The 23,438-nt window shown below is 58.3% G+C and carries 22 protein-coding genes; 13 read left to right on the top strand and 9 right to left on the bottom strand.

Annotated features, from left to right (window positions below; translation table 11 throughout):
* Positions 1-72: 72 nt before the first annotated feature.
* From rmuC to IV01_RS27235, 3 genes are all read left to right on the top strand, one after another.
* Positions 73-1,437 carry a DNA recombination protein RmuC gene (gene rmuC, locus IV01_RS15080; RefSeq protein ID WP_195758776.1) on the top strand — a complete coding sequence of 455 codons (1,365 nt, stop codon included), beginning with the start codon at positions 73-75 and terminating at the stop codon, positions 1,435-1,437.
* Between the two features lie 219 nt (positions 1,438-1,656).
* Positions 1,657-2,589: a DMT family transporter gene (locus tag IV01_RS15085; protein ID WP_032627932.1), complete on the top strand. Its 933-nt coding sequence runs from the start codon at positions 1,657-1,659 to the stop codon at positions 2,587-2,589.
* A 183-nt stretch (positions 2,590-2,772) separates the two neighbouring features.
* Positions 2,773-2,904: a PA1414 family protein gene (locus IV01_RS27235; RefSeq protein ID WP_267872306.1), complete on the top strand. Its 132-nt coding sequence runs from the start codon at positions 2,773-2,775 to the stop codon at positions 2,902-2,904.
* A 113-nt stretch (positions 2,905-3,017) separates the two neighbouring features.
* On the opposite strand, the gene IV01_RS0124960 is transcribed toward IV01_RS27235, so the two are convergent.
* Positions 3,018-3,275 carry a hypothetical protein gene (locus tag IV01_RS0124960; protein WP_050507436.1) on the bottom strand — a complete coding sequence of 86 codons (258 nt, stop codon included), beginning with the start codon at positions 3,273-3,275 and terminating at the stop codon, positions 3,018-3,020.
* Positions 3,276-3,511: 236 nt separating this feature from the next.
* Entirely contained in the window at positions 3,512-4,462 is a 951-nt protein-coding gene (speB, locus tag IV01_RS15090; RefSeq protein WP_032627930.1) for an agmatinase, read from the bottom strand.
* Positions 4,463-4,736: 274 nt separating this feature from the next.
* On the opposite strand from speB, the gene IV01_RS15095 reads away from it, so the two are divergent.
* The 3 genes from IV01_RS15095 (at position 4,737) to IV01_RS15105 (ending at position 7,333) form a co-directional block, all read left to right on the top strand.
* Entirely contained in the window at positions 4,737-5,630 is an 894-nt protein-coding gene (locus IV01_RS15095) for a LysR family transcriptional regulator (RefSeq protein ID WP_032627929.1), read from the top strand.
* A gap of 10 nt (positions 5,631-5,640) precedes the next feature.
* Complete coding sequence (locus IV01_RS15100; protein ID WP_032627928.1) at positions 5,641-6,270, top strand: tRNA-uridine aminocarboxypropyltransferase; 630 nt, start codon at positions 5,641-5,643, stop codon at positions 6,268-6,270.
* Between the two features lie 100 nt (positions 6,271-6,370).
* Positions 6,371-7,333, top strand: coding sequence for a DMT family transporter (locus tag IV01_RS15105; protein WP_032627927.1), 963 nt, complete (start codon positions 6,371-6,373; stop codon positions 7,331-7,333).
* On the opposite strand, the gene IV01_RS15110 is transcribed toward IV01_RS15105, so the two are convergent.
* A complete protein-coding gene (locus tag IV01_RS15110; protein WP_032627925.1) occupies positions 7,330-7,944 on the bottom strand; it encodes an NAD(P)H-dependent oxidoreductase in 615 nt (204 codons plus the stop codon). The genes IV01_RS15105 and IV01_RS15110 overlap by 4 nt on opposite strands.
* The gene (locus IV01_RS15115) at positions 7,937-9,331 is read right to left on the bottom strand and encodes a class II fumarate hydratase (RefSeq protein WP_032627924.1); all 1,395 of its coding nucleotides are present in this window, start codon (positions 9,329-9,331) and stop codon (positions 7,937-7,939) included. The genes IV01_RS15110 and IV01_RS15115 overlap by 8 nt, the downstream gene beginning before the upstream one ends.
* A gap of 169 nt (positions 9,332-9,500) precedes the next feature.
* On the opposite strand from IV01_RS15115, the gene IV01_RS15120 reads away from it, so the two are divergent.
* From IV01_RS15120 to IV01_RS15145, 7 genes are all read left to right on the top strand, one after another.
* A complete protein-coding gene (locus IV01_RS15120; RefSeq protein ID WP_032627922.1) occupies positions 9,501-10,028 on the top strand; it encodes a DUF2059 domain-containing protein in 528 nt (175 codons plus the stop codon).
* 15 nt (positions 10,029-10,043) lie between these two features.
* On the top strand, positions 10,044-10,337 hold the full coding sequence (locus tag IV01_RS15125) for a BolA family protein (RefSeq protein WP_032627920.1): 294 nt from the start codon (positions 10,044-10,046) through the stop codon (positions 10,335-10,337).
* Positions 10,338-11,599: 1,262 nt separating this feature from the next.
* Positions 11,600-12,589 carry a rhodanese-related sulfurtransferase gene (locus tag IV01_RS0124955; protein WP_080290275.1) on the top strand — a complete coding sequence of 330 codons (990 nt, stop codon included), beginning with the start codon at positions 11,600-11,602 and terminating at the stop codon, positions 12,587-12,589.
* Positions 12,590-12,625: 36 nt separating this feature from the next.
* Entirely contained in the window at positions 12,626-13,228 is a 603-nt protein-coding gene (locus IV01_RS15130) for a DsbA family protein (RefSeq protein ID WP_195758775.1), read from the top strand.
* Complete coding sequence (locus IV01_RS15135) at positions 13,215-15,053, top strand: ABC transporter ATP-binding protein (protein WP_032627918.1); 1,839 nt, start codon at positions 13,215-13,217, stop codon at positions 15,051-15,053. Before IV01_RS15130 ends, IV01_RS15135 begins: the two co-directional genes overlap by 14 nt.
* A 282-nt stretch (positions 15,054-15,335) precedes the next feature.
* A complete protein-coding gene (locus tag IV01_RS15140; protein ID WP_032627917.1) occupies positions 15,336-17,801 on the top strand; it encodes an EAL domain-containing protein in 2,466 nt (821 codons plus the stop codon).
* A gap of 62 nt (positions 17,802-17,863) precedes the next feature.
* On the top strand, positions 17,864-18,622 hold the full coding sequence (locus IV01_RS15145) for a TenA family transcriptional regulator (protein WP_418903524.1): 759 nt from the start codon (positions 17,864-17,866) through the stop codon (positions 18,620-18,622).
* Here IV01_RS15145 and IV01_RS15150 read toward each other — a convergent pair.
* The 5 genes from IV01_RS15150 to IV01_RS15170 all read right to left on the bottom strand — a co-directional run bounded on the left by IV01_RS15150 (position 18,619) and on the right by IV01_RS15170 (position 23,384).
* Positions 18,619-19,551, bottom strand: coding sequence for a GGDEF domain-containing protein (locus IV01_RS15150; RefSeq protein ID WP_032627915.1), 933 nt, complete (start codon positions 19,549-19,551; stop codon positions 18,619-18,621). The genes IV01_RS15145 and IV01_RS15150 overlap by 4 nt on opposite strands.
* 164 nt (positions 19,552-19,715) lie before the next feature.
* Positions 19,716-20,456, bottom strand: a complete 741-nt coding sequence (locus IV01_RS15155; protein ID WP_032627914.1) for a YciK family oxidoreductase — start codon at positions 20,454-20,456, stop codon at positions 19,716-19,718.
* A 160-nt stretch (positions 20,457-20,616) separates the two neighbouring features.
* Positions 20,617-21,288 carry an N-acetylmuramic acid 6-phosphate phosphatase MupP gene (gene mupP / locus IV01_RS15160; protein WP_032627913.1) on the bottom strand — a complete coding sequence of 224 codons (672 nt, stop codon included), beginning with the start codon at positions 21,286-21,288 and terminating at the stop codon, positions 20,617-20,619.
* A gap of 3 nt (positions 21,289-21,291) precedes the next feature.
* Positions 21,292-21,990 carry a bifunctional 2-polyprenyl-6-hydroxyphenol methylase/3-demethylubiquinol 3-O-methyltransferase UbiG gene (ubiG, locus tag IV01_RS15165; protein WP_032627912.1) on the bottom strand — a complete coding sequence of 233 codons (699 nt, stop codon included), beginning with the start codon at positions 21,988-21,990 and terminating at the stop codon, positions 21,292-21,294.
* A gap of 62 nt (positions 21,991-22,052) precedes the next feature.
* Positions 22,053-23,384 carry a TRZ/ATZ family hydrolase gene (locus IV01_RS15170; protein ID WP_032627911.1) on the bottom strand — a complete coding sequence of 444 codons (1,332 nt, stop codon included), beginning with the start codon at positions 23,382-23,384 and terminating at the stop codon, positions 22,053-22,055.
* Between the last annotated feature and the right edge of the window lie 54 nt (positions 23,385-23,438).

The raw sequence follows: 23,438 nt of genomic DNA, 5'->3' as shown, positions 1-23,438 counted from the left end.
GCGGCGTTGCCATTATTGGCCCTCGCCTGGCAACTGCAGCGCAAGCTGACCCTGCTTAAGGCCGAGACAGCGCTGCTTGATGAACGACTGAGCACTGCGCAAATGGCTCAGGATGGGCTCAATGCCCAACTGGATGCCAGCCGCGATGAGATCAGCGATCTGAGCCAAGCGAATGCCGTCAAGCAAGCGGACCTCGCCGCGACCCGCCGGGAGGTCGAGCTGCTGCGTCAGGAGCGTGACAATGCTCAGGATGCCGCACAAGGCTGGAACCTGGAGCGCAGCACTAAAGAAGCCGAGCTACGTCGACTGGATTCTCAATGCGCCTCATTGACCGCCGAGTTGCGTGAGCAGCAGGAAAGCCATCAGCAGCGACTGAACGACCTGCAATCCTCTCGGGACGAACTGCGAGCGCAGTTTGCCGAAATGGCCAGCAAGATCTTTGATGAACGCGAACAGCGCTTTGCCGAAACCAGTCAGCAGCAACTCGGACAACTATTGGACCCTTTGAAGGAGCGCATTCAGTCCTTCGAGAAACGCGTTGAAGAGAGCTATCAGGCTGAAGCCCGGGAGCGATTCTCGCTGGGTAAAGAGCTGGAGCGTTTGCAGCAACTGAACCTGCGCCTGAGCGACGAGGCGACTAACCTCACCCGCGCGCTCAAAGGCCAGAAAACCCAAGGCAACTGGGGTGAGTTGATTCTTGAGCGAGTGCTGGAGCATGCAGGCCTGGAGAAGGGCCGCGAATATCAGACTCAAGTCAGCCTCAAAGGGCCGGATGGCGAACGTTTCCAGCCGGATGTGCTGATCATGTTGCCGGGTGACAAGCAGGTCGTGGTGGACGCCAAGGTCAGTCTTACGGCTTACCAGCAATACATCAGCGCCGATGACGATGTAATAGGTCAGGCTGCGCTCAAGCAACATGTGCTGTCGCTGCGCAATCACGTCAAAGGCTTGTCAGGCAAGGATTACAAGCGCCTCGAAGGTTTGCATAGCCTGGATTTCGTGTTGTTGTTCGTGCCCATCGAGGCGGCATTTTCCGCCGCCCTGCAGGCTGAGCCGAATCTGTTTCAGGAAGCCTTCGATCGCAATATCGTGATCGTAAGCCCGACGACCCTGCTGGCCACCTTGCGTGTGATCGACAGTCTGTGGAAGCAGGAGCGTCAAAGCCAGAACGCTCGGGAAATCGCCGAGCGTGCCGGCTGGCTGTACGACAAATTCGTGCTGTTCATACAGGACCTGGATGAAGTCGGCAGCCGTTTACAGCAACTGGACAAGGCGTACAGTGCTGCTCGCAACAAATTGACCGACGGGCGTGGCAATCTTGTCAGTCGTAGCGAACAGCTGAAACTGCTGGGCGCTCGGGCCAGTAAAAACTTGCCGGCAGATCTGCTTGAGCGGGCAATGACCGATGAGCAGGGGCTGGCGCAGTTGCCGGAGTAGTACACCGCGCTGGAAACGCACGACCTGAGCTCACGATCACCGCGAGGCAGCGATAGCGTCGCATCTGATACACCGCCATCGCTGCCTCGCTGAGCTCACGATCACCGCGAGGCAGCGATAGCGTCGCATCTGATACACCGCCATCGCTGCCTCGCGGTGATCGTGAGCTCCTGCAGGAAATCGTGCTGCTCTCCATCATTGAACAGGGATTTTTAGTACATGAGCATTACCCGCAAAAGCTCGGATGGTTTCGCCCTGCAAGTCATGCTCGTATTGTGTGTGGTCTGGGGCATGCAGCAGGTGCTAATCAAATGGGCGGCGCCGGATATTGCGCCGGTCATGCAGGCGGCGGGTCGTTCCGGCATCGCTGCGTTGATTGTCGGCATAGCGATGTGCTGGCAGGGCGGGTTGCGCAGCATGAGCAGTACTTGGCGAGCAGGGCTGCTGGCGGGCAGCCTGTTTGCCCTGGAGTTTCTGTTTATCGCCGAAGGCTTGCAGTTGACCTCGGCGGCGCACATGTCTGTATTCCTTTATACCGCGCCGATTTTCACCGCGTTGGGCCTGCACTGGAAATTGCCCAGCGAGCGCCTGCGGCCTTTGCAGTGGCTGGGTGTATTACTGGCATTCGCTGGCATTGCCACAGCGTTTGTCGGAGGGATGTCGTTGACCGGCATGGACACCAACATGCTGATCGGTGATGGCATGGGCGTGCTGGCTGGCATGGCCTGGGGCGCTACGACCGTGGTGGTGCGCAGCTCACGGCTTTCCGAGGCGCCGGTGACCTTGACTCTTTTTTATCAGTTGATGGTTTGCCTGGTGGGCCTGCTATTGATTGCGGTGGCCAGCGGTCAGGTGACTCATGTGCAGCTGACACCCGTCGGCGTTGGTAGTGTGCTGTTCCAGGGGTTGGTCGTCTCATGCGCGAGCTACCTGACCTGGTTCTGGTTGCTGCGCCGCTATATGGCCTCCAGTCTGGCGGTGTTTTCGTTTATGACTCCGCTGTTCGGCGTAACCTTTGGTGTGCTGCTGCTCAATGAGCCGCTGAGCATTAACTTCGTGATCGGCGCGATTCTGGTGCTGTTGGGGATTACGCTGGTCAGCGGCGAGCAGTGGATACGTAAAAAGCTCAATCGCTGGGCCAGGCCGGATTGACGGCGATTCGCCGTTGGTCGCAAACAGCGGTTACTCGGGTGAAAGAGATGTCACATTGAGCACTGTAGGAAAAATGTTTTTTCCGTGACACTCGTTAGCAGGCGTAAAGTGCGACTAGGCACTATTATCTGTAAGACGCGGCTTGAAGATCAGTCGTCGAGTATTTCCCTGAAGGGGGGCTTTATGAACACTAAACTGCAAGATTGGCTACATGACCTTGGCGTCGCACTGGGCTTGATCGAACGCCCTAAATTGCAACCCATCCCGGTACGCACAGACGATGATCGTCGTCGTCGCCAGCAGCAACGCCGATAATCCACCTTCGGCGTCAATCGGGGCGCGATGGCGTCCCGAAGTATCCCATCAGGCCAGCCTTGCCAGCGCTGGTCTTGGTTGAAGTTTTTTACCCATGAATGTTCTTTCCTGGGTCAGTCATCCCTCATCGCTAAAATGAAGTCCACCAGAAAATTCAGGGTCATGTGCTCAGGCGCCTGCGTTGCACGCTGTCTGATGGGCACGGGAAAGGTGAATTCCAGCTGGGATTCGAGATAGCTGAACAGCTCCTCGACGTCGTCTTCGTCCAGGGCGAGGTCCTCAAAAGTGGAATTCTCGTGGATCTCCGCTTTATCCACCAGAATCACGCCGACCCTGTCGAATACCAGTTGCTTGATCTCCTCGCGACTCATGAAAGCTCCCTGTGATTTATATGTTTTAGAGGATCAGCCCTAACTTCCATAAAACAGAGGGTGTTTCCATGCGAGTGATCCCACGCTACGTCGATAAATGACGCTTTTCGAAGTCGGCTGTTCTCGGCGCGGTCACTATCAAGGCTAGCTCAAAACCACCGCTGCTCAGGGTTTGTGGGAGAAATAAAAAGGGTGTCCGAAGACACCCTTTTTTTGTGACGCCGGCTCGCTTGAGGTCAGCGATGTGCTACGCCTGGCAGCACGCAGAGCATTTCGTAGAGCAGGTTGGCACCCAGAAGAGAAGTGTTGCCGGTAGTGTCATAGGGTGGCGAGACTTCGACCAAGTCGCAGCCGATCAGGTCCAGCCCCTGGCAGCCACGAATGATTTCGATACCTTGAATGGTGGTCAGCCCGCCGATCTCCGGGGTGCCGGTGCCAGGTGCCCAGGCAGGGTCGATGCCATCAATGTCGAAGCTCAGGTAAACCGGTCCTCCAGCGACTTTTTCGCGAACTTCGGCCATCAGCGGTGCCAGTGATTTGTGCCAGCACTCTTCGGCCTGAACCACGCGGAAACCCTGTTTGCGGCTCCAGTTGAAGTCTTCAGCGGTGTAACCCTGTGCACGCAAGCCAATCTGGACCACGCGATCACAATCCAGCAGGCCTTCTTCAACTGCACGACGGAAGGTGGTGCCGTGGGCGATTTTCTCGCCGAACATGTGATCGTTGACGTCGGCGTGGGCATCGATATGTACCAGACCGATTTTGCCGTACTTCTTATGCAGGGCGCGCAGGATTGGCAGGGTAATGGTGTGATCGCCACCCAGAGTCAACGGGATCACGTCGTGGCTGACAATTTCGTCGTAGGCCTCTTCGATGATGCGCACGGCGTCCAGCAGATTGAAGGTGTTGATCGCCACATCGCCAATGTCCGCGACCGACAGAGAGTCAAACGGCGCCGCGCCGGTTGCCATGTTGTAGGGGCGAATCATCACTGACTCAGCACGGATTTCCCGTGGGCCGAAGCGGGTGCCAGCACGCAAGGAGGTGCCGATATCCAGTGGGACGCCGACGAACGCAGCATCCAGCCCTGCAGCTGTTTGCAGGTGCGGCAGCCGCATCATGGTGGCGATACCGGCAAAGCGCGGCATTTCATTGCCGCCCAGTGGTTGGTGAAAAATCTTTTCCACGGGATTGCCTCAATATTGATTTCAATGGGGCAATTCTGCGAAGCGGGACCCCAAGGAACAATCGCTGGGGCGAAATACTTAGTTCAGGAATTTCAAAACTAAATGAGTTTTGGGCTAAGATTCCGGGCTTGTGGGAGTGGCGCTTGTGTGGGAGCGGTGCTTGCCCGCGATAAGGCTGGACGCGGTTCACTTTAGATCGCATCCGGCCTTATCGCGGGCGAGCACCGCTCCCACCAGTCGGCGCCAGCCCTGAATACAGTGTCCGGACCTCCCCATGCCTAACGCCTTACCCGATATAAAGCTGCTACGGATTTTCGCCAGTGTTGTGCGCCATCAAGGTTTTGCCAGTGCCCAGCAGGAATTGAACCTGTCGACATCGGCCATCAGCACCTATATGAGCCAGCTGGAAGCGGCGTTGGGCATTGTCCTGTGTCATCGGGGGCGGGGCGGTTTCAGCCTGACCAGCAAGGGCGAGTTGTTTCATCAGGAAACCCTGCGTCTGCTGGGCGAACTGGAGGGCTTCGAACTTTATGCGGCAGCCCTCAAGGGCGAACTGCGCGGCACACTCAACCTGGGCGTGCTGGACTCGACAGTCAGTGACCGGGCGCTGCCGTTTGCCGAAGTGATCGGTGCCTACAGCGCGGAACATCCGGCGGTGCACATCCATTTATCCGTGATGAGCCCTTATGAGTTGCAACTTGGCGTGCTGGATAACCGCCTCGATCTGGCGATTGGTTCATTTTCCACGCGCATGAACGGCCTGTTGTATCAGCCGCTGTACCGTGAACAGCATTGGCTGTATTGCAGCAATCGCCACGCCCTGTTTGCCGAACGGCGCATCCCGGAGCCGGTGATTGCTCAGCAGCGGATGGTCGGCCGCGGCTACTGGAGCCAGGCGGAACTTGCCCGGCATGGTTTCAAACACAGCGCCGCCACTGTGGAAAGTATGGAAGCCCAGCTGATATTGGTGCTGTCTGGCGCGTACATTGGGTATCTGCCCGAGCATTACGCCCAGGCCTGGGTGGATTCCGGGCACCTGCGGGTCTTGCTGCCTGCGACTTTCGGCTATCAGGCGCCGTTCTCCATGATTGTGCGCCGTGGCCGAAGCCGCGAACCGCTGATCCAGACCTTTCGTGACTTGCTCAAAGCACAGCTCAACCCGAGCTGAGGAAGCCTTTATGTCCGTCGTGATCTCCAAAAGGGCCCGTTGCGAGCGCTGTCTGCGTCCCGAAACCCACTGCCTGTGCGCGCTGATTCCGCAACTGGACAGCCGCACCCGCGTACTCGTCCTGCAACATCCCAGTGAGGTCAATCACGCGTTGAACACCGGGCGACTGGCCACTTTGGGCCTGCGCAATGCGCAACTGCTGGTGGGCGAGGTGTTTGAGGATCTGCAGACGGTGCTTTACCCGCCAGGCTATCAGCCGCGCCTATTGTTTCCGGGGGAGGGCGCGCAGCCGCTGGTGGCCGATCAGGTTGATACGCTGCCGACTTTATTAGTCGTGCCTGACGGGACTTGGCGCAAGGCGCGCAAGTTGCTGCATATGAATCCGCTGCTGGCGGCATTGCCGCGGGTCACGCTGGGTGAGGTGCTGCCCTCGCGCTACCGCTTACGCAAGGCACCGGGGCCGGATGCCTTGTCAACGCTGGAGGCAATCACTCATGCGTTGCAGATTATCGAGGCCCCAAAATCCTTCGTGCCGTTATTGGCGCCTTTTGAAGCGTTGATAGACATGCAGATTGAGGCCATGGGTAGCGATACTTATCAGCGTAATCACGTTGAACTGCTTAATAAGCGGACTGACTAAAACAATTCCATGTACTTTGTGTCCTCAGCTGTAGCTGTATCAGGCTGGGCTCTAAGCCTAAACTTGCTCTCTTTTGCGTCATCTGCCCTGGGAATTTTCCATGCACATTTCTTCTGGCCGTTGGCTGTATGGCCTCTGCCTTGCACTGGTCACGGCGTTTCTCTGGGGCATTCTGCCCGTCAAACTCAAACAGGTATTGCAAGTCATGGACCCGGTCACCGTGACCTGGTTCAGGCTGCTGGTATCCGGCTCAGTGCTGTTCATCTGGCTGGCCTATAGGCGGCAACTGCCCAGTTTCAAAAAACTGGGCGCCAGAGGTAAAGGGCTGGTGGCGCTGGCGGTGTTCGGGCTGGTCGGCAACTACATTCTGTACCTGTTAGGCCTGCAGATTCTCAGCCCCGGCACCGCGCAGCTGATCATTCAAATGGGACCGATTCTGTTGTTGGCAGGCAGCGTCTTTCTGTTCAAGGAGCGCTTCACTCTCGCCCAGGGGCTTGGCTTGCTGGTGCTGCTGGTAGGTTTTGCGCTGTTCTTCAACCAGCGTCTGGGGGAGTTGCTGACGTCGATGAGCGAATACACCACCGGCGTGTTGTTTGCGTTCCTGGCAGCCACGGTCTGGACCTTCTACGGCTTGAGTCAGAAGCAGTTGCTGACGGTGTGGAATTCCTTCCAGGTGATGATGGTGATCTACCTGTTTTGCGCGCTGGTGATCACACCTTGGGCGCATCCTATGGAAGTGTTCCAGGTCAGCACGCTGCAGGGTTGGTTGCTGCTGGCCTGTTGCCTGAACACTCTGGTGGCTTATGGCGCATTTGCTGAAGCCCTGGCCCATTGGGAAGCATCGCGGGTCAGTGCGACCCTGGCGCTGACGCCGTTGGTGACCTTCGCCACAGTGGCAATCGCCGCCTGGCTCTGGCCTGACTATGTAAAAGCCGAGGATATAAACGCGCTGGGTTATAGCGGGGCGATTCTGGTGGTGGTGGGCTCGGCAGTCGTAGCGCTTGGGCCATCGTTGCTGGCCGGTCTGCGCGCCCGCAAGGCCAGGCTCGCAGGGCAGGTTTAACGCTTGCCGAGTTGTTCGGCCTGCTTGAGCCATTGCTGGCGCTGTTCTTCGGTTGAGGTCTGTACCGGCGCAAACTCGGTCAGACGCTTGGTCTTGATGCCACAAAATGCCAGCACAGCGCGCACCATTTGCCGATGAGCGGGTGCGCCGTATACCCAGCGGAAGTAACGCGGCGGTGTGTCCATGGTCACCAGCAACTCTGCCGTACGTCCTCTGAGTAATTCATTGGTGGGGCTTTTGCGGCCATGGCTCTTGAAGGCAAAACCGGGCATCAGCACCCGATCCAGAAAACCACCGAGCAAGCTCGGTAGACCGCCCCACCAGACCGGATACACCAGCACCAGATGTTCGGCCCAGTGGATTTCCCGCTGGGCTTCAAGCAGGTCATGTTCCAGCACCTGGCTTTGCTGGTAGCCGTTGTGCAAAACCGGATCGAAATCCAGTTCGCTCAGCTTCAGCATGCGCACCACATGACCGCCGCTACGGGCGCCCTGGGCATAGGCTTCACCCAGAGCATGGCCGAGGCTGGCGCTTTTCGGCGTACCGAAAATCATCAGGATGCGTTTGCCGTCACCTTCCAGCCGTGTTGCGCCGTGTTTGGCATCAACCATTGCTGCCGGCCTCAAGCATGTTTTCCGGACGCACCCAGGCATCGAACTGCTCATCGGTCAGATAGCCAAGAGCCAACGCGGCTTCGCGCAGAGTCAGGCCTTCGCTGTAGGCTTTTTTGGCGATCTGCGCCGACTTGTCGTAGCCGATGTGTGGGTTCAGTGCTGTCACCAGCATCAGGCCGCGTTCCAGATGTTCAGCCATCTTCGCCGCATCGGGCTCCATGCCGGCGATGCAGTGCTCGTTGAAGTTACTGCAGCCATCACCCAGCAACCGAATCGATTGCAGCAGGTTGTGAATGATCACGGGTTTGAACACATTCAACTGCAAATGGCCCTGGCTGGCGGCGAAACCGATGGTCACGTCGTTGCCCATCACCTGACAAGCCAGCATCGACAAGGCTTCGCACTGGGTCGGATTGACCTTGCCGGGCATGATTGAGCTGCCGGGTTCGTTGGCAGGCAGCTTCACTTCAGCCAGACCGGCGCGCGGGCCGGAGCCTAGCAGGCGCAAGTCATTGGCGATTTTCATCAGCGTCCCGGCCAGGGTTTTCAACGCGCCGGACAGCGCCATCAAAGGTTCGTGACCCGCCAGGGCGGCGAACTTGTTCGGCGCGGTGACAAACGGCAGGCCGGACAACGCCGCCAGTTCAGCCGCCACCGCTTCAGCGAAACCATGCGGCGAATTCAGCCCTGTGCCAACCGCCGTACCGCCCTGAGCCAGCTCGCAGACAGCGGGCAGGGTGGCGCGTATGGCTTTCGCGGCGTAATCGAGTTGTGCGACGTAGGCGGAAAGCTCCTGGCCGAAGGTGATCGGCGTGGCGTCCATCATGTGCGTGCGGCCGGTTTTGACCAGCTTCATGTGCCGCGCCGATTGCTCGGCAAGGCCGTCGGACAGCTCGGCAATCGCGGGCAGCAGATGATCTTTCACCGCTTGCGCAGCCGCGATATGCATGGCGGTGGGGAAACAATCGTTGGAGCTTTGCGAGCGATTGACATGATCGTTGGGGTGGACTGGCGACTTGCCGCCACGGCCCTGACCGGCCAGTTCATTGGCGCGGCCGGCAATCACCTCATTGACGTTCATGTTGCTCTGGGTGCCGCTGCCGGTCTGCCAGACCACCAGCGGGAATTGGGCGTCGTGATCGCCAGCCAGCACTTCGTTGGCAGACTGTTCGATCAGGCGGGCGATGTCGGCAGGCAAGTCGCCATTACGGTCATTGACTCGGGCGGCGGCTTTCTTGATCAGCGCCAGAGCATGCAATACCGGCAGCGGCATGCGCTGATCGCCGATAGCAAAGTTGATCAGTGAGCGTTGCGTCTGGGCACCCCAGTAAGCGTCTTCCGGGACTTCGATCGGACCAAGGCTGTCGGTTTCAGTGCGGCTCACGGGGCTTGCTCCTTAAGTTAATACGCGCATGTTAGGCCCCATGATCCGTTGAGGGTTCCCCTCACGGCGGATTTAACCGCTCGGCGCGTCAGGGGTTGAGGCCGATACAAAGTTAAGCGCAGAATGGTCGGCCTTGGGGTTCTGCCTCGCATGCTAGAAAGGAAAATCGATGACCCGTCTTCGCGCCATCTGTACTGCGGCTGTTCTGGTATGTGCCAGCGGCCAGGTTCTTGCCGATACCGCCAGCCACAATGCCAGCGCTGAAACGTTCCTGAAGCTGGCTCATGCCGACAAGCTGGGCACCCCGGTGTACATGCAGGTCCAACAGATGTTTGCCCAGCGCTTCGCCGAAACCAAAGCGCCAGAGTCGAAAAAAGCTCTGCTCGAAACCTACCAGGCCAAAGCCAACGCAGCACTGGACCAGTCCATCGGCTGGAACAAGCTGAAGCCGGACATGGTCAAGCTCTATACCGCCAACTTCACCGAAAGCGAGCTTAAGGATCTGGTTGCGTTCTACCAGTCTCCACTGGGCAAGAAAGTCCTGACCAAGATGCCTGAGCTGACTCAGCAATCTGCGCAATTGACCCAGGGCAAGCTGGAAACAGCGGTGCCAGTGGTCAACAAACTGCTTGCCGACATGACTGCTGAACTGGCTCCAGCCCAGAAAGCCGCTCCTGCCCCTGCCAAAAAGCCCTGATAAGCGAAACCCGTCATGACCATGCAAACGCGAATCGAGTCAGCACTGGCTGTGTTTCAACCGCTGCATCTGCAAGTGCTCGATGAGAGCCATATGCACAGTCGTGGGGAGCAGACGCATTACAAGGCTGTGATCGTCAGTGAGCAGTTTGAAGGGCTCAATTCCGTCAAGCGGCACCAGAAGGTCTACGGCATTCTGGGCGGTTTGATGGGTGAGTTCCATGCCCTGGCGTTGCATACCTATACCCCGGTTGAGTGGGCGAAGACTGGCGCTGCGCCGGTGTCGCCGACTTGTGCTGGGGGGGAGTGATGTCGGGGATTTTGTGTTGATTTAGTCGCCGTAGTTTTGGGTGCATATCCATTCCTGCGGTAACGGCTACTTAGGGTTGCGCTTTTACAGCGCCTCACTTTTGAACAGCCGGAATGCCGGCCCAGTCAAAAGTAAGCAAAACGCTCTTGCCCCACCACTCGGTCCCTCGCCCAGGCTCGGCATGCCCGTAATCCGACATTGATTCAGGAGGCCGCCGCGAAGGGCCATCCTTGGCCCAGCGCGGCTAAACCGGCATCCATGCCGGTTCACCTCCCGAATCAATGTCGGCTTACGGCCAGCGTGGTTTAGCGGGGCGCCCCAGATCAAAAGCTGCGCGAGGCGGCCTGACAGCCGACCTAGCTTTTGTGTGTGTGCTTGCTTGGCTGTATTTGCTGTTTGTGCCATTGCCTTCGCGAATCAATTCGCTCCCACGGATGGAATGCGATTCATGTGGGAGATTCTATGTTTCCTCGCAAATGGATGTGACGACGTGGGACCGGCTTTAGCCGGGAAGGCGGCATTTCAGTCGATAAATATCGGGTGGATGTACTGGCCTCTTCCCGGCTAAAGCCGGTCCCACGTTCTCGCGCCAATACTGAGATCACTCCTGTGGGAGCGGTGCTTGCCCGCGATGAGAACAACCCGGTCTATCTGATGTACCGCAGCGCCTGCATCGCGGGCAAGCACCGCTCCCACAGAATACGCGGTACTCGTTGGAGCGAGGCTTGCCCGCGATAAGAACAACTTGGTCTGTTTGATACAGCGCAGCGCCCTATTCGCGGGCAAGCCTCGCTCCAACAGATCACCGAACCCGTGGCAGCGAATTCGTTCGCGAAGGCGATGGTGCAAACTACGGATAAAGTCAGGCAAGTACACACACACACACACACACAAGCTAGGCCGGCTGTCAGGCCGCCTCGCGTGCCTTTGATCTGGGGCGTCCCGTTAAACACGCTGGCCGGAAGCCGATATTGAGGCGGCGGCCCGCCGCATCAATGTTGGATTACGGGCATCCCGAGCACCAGCGAGGGACCGAGTGGTGGGGCAAGAGCGTTTTGCTTACTTTTGCGCTTCTTCTCAAAAGTGAGGCGCTGTAAAAGCGCAACCCTAAGCAGCCGTTACCGCAGCAATGGATATGTACTGAGATTACCGCCACCCCCCATATTTGCTAGAATCCGCCCCCACGCCGCACCCCCGGCGCTTTTTATCGAATTCCCAACATCCGGTAGGCCCTTTGCGAGGGTCGCCACCTGGAGAAACACATGACACAACAGCCGATCAATCAACCGATCGTCGTAGCGGCGCTATACAAATTCGTCACCCTCAGCGACTACGTCGACCTGCGCGAGCCATTGCTTCAGGCGATGGTCGATAACGGCATCAAAGGCACCTTGTTGATCGCCGACGAAGGCATCAATGGCACGGTTTCCGGCACCCGCGAAGGCATCGACGGGCTGCTGGCCTGGTTGAAGAAAGACCCGCGCATGATCGACATCGATCACAAGGAATCGTACTGCGACGAGCAGCCGTTCTACCGCACCAAGGTCAAGCTGAAAAAGGAAATCGTTACCCTGGGCGTCGAAGGCGTTGACCCGAACAAGGCCGTGGGCACTTATGTCGATCCCAGGGACTGGAACGCCATCATCATCGACCCTGAAGTACTGGTGATCGACACCCGTAACGATTACGAGGTCTCCATCGGCACGTTTGAAGGCGCCATCGATCCCAAGACCACGACCTTTCGTGAGTTTCCTGAATACGTCAAAGCCAACTTCAACCCCGACGTACACAAGAAAGTCGCCATGTTCTGCACCGGCGGCATTCGCTGTGAGAAGGCATCGAGCTACATGCTCGGCGAAGGCTACGGTGAGGTTTACCACCTCAAGGGCGGGATTCTCAAATACCTCGAAGAAGTCCCGCAGGAGGAAAGCCTGTGGCGCGGAGACTGTTTCGTTTTCGACAATCGGGTCACGGTGCGTCACGACTTGACCGAGGGCGACTACGATCAATGTCATGCGTGCCGCACGCCGATCAGCGCTGAAGACCGCGCCAGCGAACACTACACCCCTGGCGTAAGCTGCCCGTATTGCTGGGACAGCCTCAGCGAGAAGACACGCCGCAGTGCGATTGATCGGCAGAAGCAGATCGATCTGGCCAAGGCACGCAACCAGCCACACCCGATTGGTCGTAACTATCGTTTAGAAGACCGCCTGCAAGACACGTTGCAAGACCACCAGCCAGACGAGGCCTGATCCATGTCCGCGCGCCTGCTCTACGTAATGGACCCCATGTGTTCCTGGTGCTGGGGCTTTGCCAATGTGGCACAAGCACTGGTCGAGCAGGCGCAGGCCTGCGGCGTGTCGCTGCATCTGGTGATGGGCGGTCTGCGCACAGGCAGTGGCGCGGCGCTTGATCCTTCGACACGGCGCTATATCCTCGAGCACTGGCAGGCCGTGGCGAAGACGACGGGGCAGACGTTCCGTTTCGAAGATGCCTTGCCCGATGGTTTTGTTTACGACACCGAGCCCGCCTGCCGCGCGATTGTTGCCGCGCAGCAGCTGGATCCAGAGTTTTCCTGGAAGCTGGTGCGGCTGATTCAGCAGGCGTTTTACGTAGAGGGCCGTGACGTCACCAAGGCATCGGTGCTGGCTGAACTCGCCGAACAGGCGGGCCTGCCGCGTATCGAGTTTGCCGAAGCGTTCGACAGTGCCGATCAGGTTGCCGCAACTCAAGCAGATTTTGCCTGGGTGCAGGACCTGGGAATTGCCGGTTTTCCCACCTTGCTGGCCGAGCGGGATGGTCAGCTGGCGTTATTGACCAACGGTTTCCAGCCTCTGGATGCCCTGGCGCCGTTGCTTGGTCGCTGGCTGGAGCGTAATGCGGGTGCGTGAGCCTTCAGACGACAATGCGGACAAGCCGGGCGGGTCAAGTGCGGTCTTTGATCGGTTGAGCTGGGCCGAGATTCGTCGTCTGGCGTCACGCCACAAAAAGGCGTTGTGGATTGCCAATGGCGTTGCCGTTCTGGCGACGCTCTGCACGGTTCCGATCCCGCTGCTCCTGCCGTTGCTGGTGGATGAAGTGCTGCTTGGGCATGGCGACACGGCACTCAAGCTCATGAACCACCTGTTGCCGGACGCGCTGCACAAGCCCGCCGGTTACATCGGTTTGATGCTCTTGGTGACGTTCACGCTGCGCCTCGGCGCACTGGTGTTCAACGTCATACAAGCCAAGCTGTTCGCCCGGTTATCCAAAGACGTCGTCTACCGTGTGCGCATCCGCCTCATCGAGCGCCTCAAGCGCATCTCTCTCGGGGAATACGAAAGCCTGGGCGGCGGCACGGTGACTACGCATCTGGTCACCGATCTGGATACCCTGGACAAGTTTATCGGTGACACCCTCAGCCGCTTCCTGGTCGCCATGCTCACCCTGACCGGCACGGCCTCGATCCTGATGTGGATGCACTGGAAGCTGGCGCTGCTGATCCTGCTGTTCAACCCTCTGGTGATCTATGCCACGGTGCAGCTGGGCAAGCGGGTCAAACATCTTAAAAAGCAGGAAAACGACAGCACCTCGCGTTTCACCCAGGCATTGACTGAAACACTGGATTCGATTCAGGAAGTTCGCGCAGGCAATCGACAGGGTTATTTCCTTGGCCGCCTGGGTGTGCGTGCCCGGGAAGTGCGCGATTACGCGATTTCTTCGCAGTGGAAAAGCGACGCCTCGAATCGGGCCAGCGGGCTGCTGTTTCAGTTTGGTATCGATGTGTTTCGTGCTGCCGCCATGCTTACGGTGTTGTTCTCCGATCTGTCCATTGGCCAGATGCTCGCGGTGTTCAGTTACCTGTGGTTCATGATCGGCCCGGTGGAGCAGTTGCTAAACCTGCAATATGCGTATTACGCCGCAGGTGGCGCCCTGACCCGGATCAACGAACTGCTGTCTCGGGCCGATGAGCCGCAGTATCGCGGTGGGGTCGATCCCTTTTCCGGGCAGAAAACCGTGGGCATCGAGATCCGCGGCCTTAGCTTCAGCTATGGGGAGGACAACATTCTCGATCAAATGAACCTGAGCATTGCAGCCGGTGAAAAAGTCGCGATTGTGGGGGCCAGTGGTGGCGGCAAAAGCACCCTGGTGCAGTTGTTGCTGGGGCTCTACACCGCTCAGGCCGGGACGATTCATTTTGGTGGGGCGAGCCAGGAGGAAATCGGTCTGGAAACCATTCGGGAAAATGTCGCGGTGGTATTGCAGCACCCTGCCTTGTTTAACGATACGGTGCGCGCCAACTTGACGATGGGTCGCGAGCGTAGTGATGACGCCTGTTGGCGCGCCCTGGAAATCGCCCAGCTTGAGTCGACGGTACGCGCCTTGCCGCAAGGACTGGACAGCGTCGTGGGCCGTTCGGGAGTGCGGTTGTCGGGCGGTCAGCGCCAGCGGCTGGCGATTGCCCGTATGGTGCTCGCTGACCCGCAGGTGGTGATTCTCGATGAGGCCACTTCCGCGCTCGATGCTGCGACGGAATACAGTCTGCATCAGGCGTTGGCGCGGTTCCTCAGTGGCCGCACCACGTTGATCGTTGCCCACCGACTGTCTGCCGTTAAGCAGGCTGATCGGGTGTTGGTCTTCGATGGCGGGAAGATTGCCGAGCAGGGCGAGCACCAGCAGTTGATCGCAGATGGCGGGCTCTACGCAAAACTGTACGGCCACCTGCAGCACATCTAGCGTCTTGGATATTTAATTGGCCTCCGGCCTTGCCAAGGCTGCATTTAGCGTCTTTCTTGGTAGTAGGTCTTATCCTGTTAACACCTGTGTCTCAGTTGTTTCACACCGTTATTCCTTCTTTGTGTTGCCTGACTCCGTATCTTCAAATATGCGGGGCGGTAGCGTGCTCAAATTTGAGAAAAATGCACGCTTGCCTCTATGGATTTGGCCTAGGCTGTTGTCAGGACGATTTCTGATCCAGCGGCTTGTTGAGCATCTGGCATCGCTTATGAAAGGGAACCCATGAAGCAAGAGCGGATCCTCGGAAAGCCCCGCCTTTTGGGCATTGTTTGGCCTTTTATTGCCGTAGCGCTGTTCCAGGCCCTGCTGGGATGCGTCAGCCTGTACATGCTATCGGCCGTGCGCAGTTATGTCGGGGGAGAAAGTCTCTGGTCCAAAGGTCAGAAGGACGCCATCTACTACCTCCACCTCTATGCCAGCGATCAGGCCGAACTTGACTACCAGCGCTATGAGCAAGCTATCGCCATTCCCAAAGGCGGACATATCTTGCGCATGGCGCTGGACCAGCCGGAGCCTGATCTTGAGCTGGCTCGTCAAGGCATCCTCCAGGGTGGCAATCATCCGGATGATGTGCAGAGCATCGTCTGGTTGTATCTGAATTTCCGTGAATTCGATTACATGAAGAAAGCCATCGATCAGTGGAAGATTGGCGATGCGTTTCTATTGCAGCTCGATGAGGTGGCGCGGCAGGTGCACGCGGGCATTTCCGCTGGCCTCGCGAGCGAAGCCGACATGGATCGCTGGCGCGGACAGATCACTGCCCTGAATGAAAGCGTTACACCCGCGGCCAGAGCATTCAGTGATGCACTGGGTGAGGGCTCCAGAGGCATTCTGCGGCTGTTGCTGGTGGTCAATCTGGCGACGGCGGTGGTACTGATCCTGCTGGCGTTGTTGCGCACCCATAAACTGTTGGCCCAACGGCACGCCTTTGCTGATGCCTTGCAGATCGAGAAGGAACGCGCTCAGGTCACTCTGGCGTCCATCGGGGATGGGGTGATTACCACGGACGTCGAGGGTTCGATCGTTTACATGAACCCGGCGGCCGAGAATCTGACCCACTGGCGAAACGCTCAAGCCAGCGGCTTGCCACTGGCCGCTCTATTCAATTTGCTGGATGAAAACGACCAGAAAGACAGCTCAACCCTGATCGAGCACATTCTCAGTGGCAAGCTCAGCGGTAGCAGTGAACATTCCAAGCTGATCCAGCGCCTGGATGGCAGCACGGTTTGCGTCGCGCTGGTGGGGGCGCCGATTCATACCGATGACAAAGTCAGCGGCACAGTGTTGGTGCTCCACGACATGACCCAGGAGCGCCAATACATCGCCAACCTGTCCTGGCAGGCGACTCATGATGCCTTGACCGGGCTGGCCAATCGTCGTGAGTTCGAGTATCGCCTGGAGCTGGCACTGAGTGATCTGGCCCGCCAGCCCAGCCAGCATTCGGTCATGTACCTGGATCTGGATCAGTTCAAGCTCGTCAACGACACCAGCGGCCATGCGGCAGGCGATGAACTGTTGCGGCATATCTGCACGCTGCTGCAACAGGGCCTGCGTGAAGGCGATACCCTGGCACGGCTGGGCGGCGACGAGTTCGGGATCCTGCTGGAACACTGCCCGCCAGAGGTCGCTGAAAGCATCGCCAATAGCCTGCGTCAGTCGATTCAGAGCCTGAACTTTGTCTGGAAGGGCAGGCCGTTCGTCAGTACCGTCAGTGTCGGGTTGGTGCATATCACTCAGGTTCCCACCACGCTGGAAGCGTCCCTGCGTTCGGCGGACATGGCGTGCTACATGGCCAAGGAAAAGGGCCGCAACCGAGTGCAGGTCTATCACGCGGAGGATTCGGAAGTGTCGGTGCGGTTCGGGGAAATGGCCTGGATTCAGCGCCTGCATGTCGCACTCGACGAAAATCGCTTCTGCCTGTACGCCCAGCAGATAGCCCCATTAGGGGCCAGAGGCGAGCTCTACGGCGGCCACATCGAGATCCTGATTCGGCTGCACGATGAAAGCGGTCAGATCATCTTGCCGGACCGTTTTATACCCGCTGCAGAGCGCTATGGTTTGATGACTTCGATTGATCGCTGGGTGGTCAGGAATGTATTCAGCATCGTTGCTCGCTGCCTGGAGGAGAACCGTCACAGGGGGCCGCTCGCGGTGTGCGCGATCAATCTGTCCGGCTCAAGCATTGGTGATGAAGCTTTTCTGGATTACATCAAGCAGCAGTTCAAGGCCTTTGGTATCGCACCGTCGCTAATCTGTTTCGAAATAACCGAGACCAGTGCGATTACCAATCTCGGCAGCGCCATTCGGTTTATCAACGAGTTGAAGGCGCTGGGCTGTCAGTTTTCTCTGGATGACTTCTGCGCCGGCATGTCGTCGTTTGCCTACCTCAAGCACCTGCCCGTGGACTTCTTGAAGATCGATGGTGGTTTTGTCCAGGATATGCTCGATAACCCGATCAACCGCGCCATGGTGGAAGTCATCAACCATATCGGCCATGTCATGGGCAAACGCACCATCGCTGAATTTGTCGAGACGCCACAGATCGAAATGGCTTTGCGGGAAATCGGTGTTGACTACGCCCAAGGCTATTTGATCGAACGCCCACAACCCTTTACATGTGAAAGCCTGCATCCGCGGCCCGCTCGGCCCATCCCCCTGCTATTCAGCACGCCAGGAACATTTCGCTAAGCCAGTCATTAAACAAAAGGAGCTACACAGTGATCGATACTTTCAGCAGAACCGGTCCGCTCATGGAAGCCAGCAGTTACCCGGCTTGGGCACAGCAGTTGATCAAGGATTGCAGTTACGCCAAGGCCCGCGTTGTCGAACACGAGCTGTATCAGCGCATGCGTGATGCACGCCTGAGTCCGAAAGTCATGCGTCAGTACCTGATTGGCGGTTGGCCGGTGGTTGAACAGTTCGCCATCTACATGGCCAACAGCCTGGCGAAGACCCGTTTCGCCCGTCATCCCGGTGAAGACATGGCACGGCGCTGGTTGATGCGCAATATTCGCGTCGAGCTCAACCATGCCGATTACTGGGTCAATTGGAGTGAGGCTCATGGGGTTAGCCTCGATGACCTTCAGAGGCAGCAGGTTTCACCTGAACTGCACGCGCTCAGTCACTGGTGCTGGCACACCAGTTCGTCGGATTCATTAGTGGTGGGGATTGCCGCGACCAACTACGCCATTGAAGGCGCCACAGGGGAATGGTCTGCAGTGGTCTGTTCCAGCGGGGCTTATGCGCAGGCATTCCCTGAAGAGACCCGTAAGCGCGCTATGAAATGGCTGAAAATGCATGCCCAGTACGACGACTCACACCCTTGGGAAGCGCTGGAGATTATCTGCACCCTGGCGGGAAATAATCCCAGCCAGCAGCTGCAAACCGAGCTACGCCAGGCTGTGACCAAAAGCTACGACTACATGTACCTGTTTCTCGAACACTGCATGCAACTGGACAAGGCCAAACCCGCTCGCACTCGGGTGGCCGAGCTGGAATTGAATCCTTAGCTCGCCATGGCCAGCCGATTACGTCCTTCGCGCTTGGCGACATAAAGCGCAGTGTCGGCACGACGCAGCAGGCTGTCGGCGGACTCCGCCGGCAGCAGCGTGGAACAGCCCAGGCTGATGGTCAGTTCCAGATCGTGGTCGAGCAGTGGGTAAGCCAACTTATGCGCTGATTGACGCAATCGCTCGCCGATCAAGGCGGCTGCGTCCCGGTCGGTGTTAGACAACAACACCAGAAACTCTTCCCCGCCATAGCGGAAAACCCGGTCGATATTTCTCAGCTGACTCTTGATCGTCCTGGCGATAGACCTCAGCACTTCATCGCCCGAAGAGTGGCCGTAGGTGTCGTTGACTTTCTTGAAGTGGTCGATGTCCAGCATCAGCAAGGACAACGGCTGCATGTGCCGGCGTGCGACTTCAATCTCGCGGAGCAGTGTCTGGTCCATGGCGATTCGGTTGCCGGTCCCGGTCAACGGGTCACGCAGCGCGCTCTGTGTGGCTGCGCGGTAGAGCAGGGCGTTGCGCATGGGAAACAGCAGGAAGGCCAGCAAGGTCTCCATGGACGCTAGCTCTTGTTCACCCAGTTCTTCGTCGAGCTGGAACAGAAGCGTGCCCAAATGTTCGCCATCGTTGCTTAGGCTGTAATGTAGGCGATGGCTGCCTCGCTCGCCCAGCTGCAAGCGTAGATCGCTATCTCGATGATCGTAGGACATCGACTTGATTGGCAGCAGGCGCTTCGCGCCCTGGAAGAAAATCCCGAGGATTTTTTCCGCTTCCAGGCTGGTCTGCAATTGCCGGCCGAGCTGCACAGTCAACTGTTCGAGATCGATGGGAAGTCCCGGGGTGTTCTGATTGTGTCGAACACCAAAGCCCAGTCTCTTCAACTTGGCAGCATCAAAGTCGATAGCGTTAGTCTGGGTAGGAGAAATCATGGTCTCACTCCTCAGCACATTTGGTTGGATTGGCTGAGTTAGAGCAGGGTTTCGGCAATCCAGTTCATTTAATTATAAAAAGATCCTTTTCATAACCTCTTTGAACTGATTTGTGAAACCCGAGTCATGCCGGGCAACTGCTGCAGAAAAACCTTGGCGGCGCGCTATTGCGCGTTGAGTGCCTGACCATTGATGTCCTGGCTGTCCGGGCCCATCAGGTACAGGTAAACCGGCATGATTTCTTCGGGTGTCGGATTGTTCAGGGGATTTTCCGCAGGGTATGCCTGAGCGCGCATGCTGGTGCGGGTGGCGCCGGGGTTGATGCTGTTGGAACGCACCGGGGCGACGGTGTCCAGTTCGTCGGCGAGGGTCTGCATCAGGCCTTCGGTGGCAAATTTTGATACACCGTAAGCACCCCAGTAGGCGCGGCCCTTGCGGCCAACGCTGCTGGATGTGAATACCACCGAGGCATCTTTGGACAGTTTCAGCAGCGGCAGCAGGGCGGTAGTCAACATGAACATCGCATTGACGTTGATGTGCATGACGCGCATGAAGTTTTCCCCGGACAGTTGCTCCAGCGGGGTGCGCGGTCCAATGATCGAGGCGTTGTGCAGCAGGCCGTCAAGGTGACCGAATTCGGTTTCGATCATCGCCGCCAGCTCGTCGTACTGGTGGGGCAGCGCGGTTTCCAGGTTGAAAGGAATCACTGCCGGTTGAGGATGACCAGCAGCTTCGATTTCGTCGTACACCTGGGTCAGATTGGCTTCGGTCTTGCCCAGCAGCAGGACCGTCGCGCCGTGAGCCGCATAGGTCTTGGCCGCAGCAGCACCAATACCGCGTCCCGCGCCGGTAACGAGAATCACCCGGCCAGTGAGTAGATCAGGGCGTGGGGAGTAGTCGAACATGGGTTACCTCTTGAAATATCCTGGGTTGCCATTTGGAATCCGGCCTGTGGGAGCGGTGCTTGGGCCGCGATAAAGCTGGACGCGGTTCACTTTAGATCACGTCCAGCTTTATCGCGGGCAAGCACCGCTCCCACAGGTTGGTGTCCGGCAAGTCATGATCTCAGCAACTACAAAGCGCGCTATCGAGCACCTTGCGAAGTTCCAGCGGGTGATCCACCACTACGTCTGCGCCCCAGTGATCGGGGTTGTCGTTGGGATGGATATAACCGTAGCGAACCGCAGCGGTTTTGGTGCCGGCATCGCGACCGGATTCGATGTCACGCAGATCATCCCCGACAAACAGCACGCTTGCCGGATCCAGATCAAGCATCTTGCACGCCAGGGTCAGCGGCTCCGGGTCAGGCTTGCTGTTGGTCACGTGATCCGGGCAGATCAGCAGCGCCGAACGCTCGGATAGCCCCAGCTGCTCCATGATCGGCTGAGCGAAGCGGACCGGTTTGTTGGTTACTACACCCCAGATCAGATTGGCCTTTTCAATATCCGCCAGCAGCTCGGCCATTCCATCGAACAGTTTGCTGTGCACCGCGCAGTCGCGCTGATAGCGTTCCAGAAACTCAAGGCGCAAGGCTTCGAATTCTTCGGCAGTGGGCGACATCGCGAAGGTCGCGGCAACCATTGCCTTGGCTCCGCCTGAAATTTCGTCACGGATCAGCTTGTCATCCACCGCCGGGAAGCCGCGCTCGGCCAGCATCGCCTGACAGATCGCGATGAAATCCGGTGCGGTGTCGAGCAAGGTGCCGTCCATATCGAATAGAACCGCTCTCAAACGCATGGCTTAGGCCTCCCGCAGAGTCTGGATCATGTAGTTGACGTCGACGTCCGAAGCCAGCTTGTAATGCTTGGTCAGCGGGTTGTAGGTCAGGCCGATGATATCCTGCACCGAAAGCCCCGCCGCACGGCTCCAGGCGCCCAGTTCTGAAGGGCGGATGAATTTCTTGAAGTCGTGGGTACCGCGTGGCAACAGGCCCATGATGTATTCCGCGCCGACGATGGCGAACAGGTAGGCCTTCGGGTTGCGGTTGATGGTGGAGAAAAACACCTGGCCGCCGGGCTTGACCATGCGGTAGCAGGCGCGAATCACTGACGAAGGGTCGGGTACGTGCTCAAGCATCTCCAGGCAGGTCACCACATCGAACTGCTCGGGCATTTCTTCGGCCAGGTCTTCAGCCGTGATCTGGCGGTATTCAACTTCGACGCCTGATTCCAGCTGATGCAGACGGGCTACCGCCAATGGAGCTTCACCCATGTCGATGCCGGTCACGCTAGCGCCGCGCAGGGCCATGGCTTCACTGAGGATGCCGCCACCGCAGCCGACATCCAGAACTTTCTTGCCCGCCAGATTGACGCGCTCGTCGATCCAGTTGACCCGCAACGGGTTGATGTCGTGCAGCGGCTTGAATTCGCTATTGCGGTCCCACCAGCGATGGGCGAGGGCCTCGAATTTGGCGATTTCAGAATGATCGACGTTGCTCATGGGATGTCCTCTTGAACTTGAAATACTTTACAGCGGATCGGCTGAACCCAGCCGCTCCGGTCTTATTCGGCGTGCCCGGCAATCTGCCTGCCCCAGGCTTTGGCGGTTTCGCACAGCGCCTGCTCGTCCATGCGAGTCAACTGGCGATTGTCGAGCAAATGCTTGCCGGCGACCCAGACGTGGCTGACACAGTCGCGGCCAGTGGCATATATAAGCTGTGACACAGGATCATAGATCGGTTGACGGGCCAGCCCGGACAGGTCGAAGGCGACGATATCTGCGGCCTTGCCGATTTCCAGTGAGCCTACCTCGTCCTGAATACCCATGGCCCGTGCGCCGTTGAGTGTCGCCATCCGCAACGCCCGATGAGCGTCCAGTGCGGCAGCCGAGCCTGCGACGGCCTTGGCCAGCAGGGCGGCGGTGCGGGTTTCGCCCAACAGATCCAGATCGTTATTGCTGGCGGCACTGTCGGTGCCAATCGCTACATTGACGCCAGCCTGCCACAGTCGTTCGACCGGACAGAAGCCGCTGGCCAGTTTCAGGTTGGATTCGGGGCAATGAATCACGCTGGAGTTGCTTTCTACCAGTAGCGCCATGTCATCGTCGCTGATTTGCGTCATGTGCACGGCTTGAAAGCGCGGCCCGAGCATGCCCAGGCGGTGCAACCGTGCCAGAGGGCGCTCTTCATAATGCTCGATAGCCTGTTCGACTTCGAAAGCGGTTTCGTGGACGTGCATTTGTATCATTGCGTCCAGCTCGTCGGCGATGACCCGGATCTTCACTAGATTCTCGTCGCAGACGGTGTACGGCGCGTGCGGCCCGAACGCCACCTTGATGCGTGGGTGGTGGATCAGGTCATTGAACAGTTGCACGCCGGTGTGCAGGGCTTCGTCAGTGTTGCGTGCCCCAGGGAAGGAGAAGTCCAGGATCGGCACGGTGATCTGTGCCCGCATGCCGCTGATATGCACCCGCTCGGCCGCCACCTTGGGGAAGAAGTACATGTCCGAGAAACAGGTAATGCCGCCTTTTAGCTGTTCGGCGATGGCCAGGTCCGTCCCGTCGCGCACAAAATCTTCATCGACCCATTGGCTTTCGGCCGGCCAGATGTGGTCTTGCAGCCAGGTCATCAGCGGCAAATCGTCCGCCAAGCCACGAAACAATGTCATGGCGGCATGCCCGTGGGCGTTGATCAGGCCAGGGCTGAGCAACGTTTCCGGCAATTCGAGGGTTCGCAGGGCGGTTTGCTTCAGGGCCTCGGCGCGCGGGCCGATATAAACGATACAGCCGTCGCGAATGCCCAGGCCATGGTCCTTGAACACTACGCCAGCGGGTTCGACCGGCACCAGCCAGGCTGGCAGGAGCAACAGGTCGAGCGGGGCAGCGGCGTTCGGCATGGCGGGGCTTCCGGGCTTATTACGGGGGACGGCGAAGTATACCCGAGCGTCTTG

The organism is Pseudomonas syringae (assembly GCF_000737245.1).
GTDB lineage: Bacteria > Pseudomonadota > Gammaproteobacteria > Pseudomonadales > Pseudomonadaceae > Aquipseudomonas > Aquipseudomonas syringae_J.
This window is presented reverse-complemented; position numbering and strand designations above follow the sequence as displayed.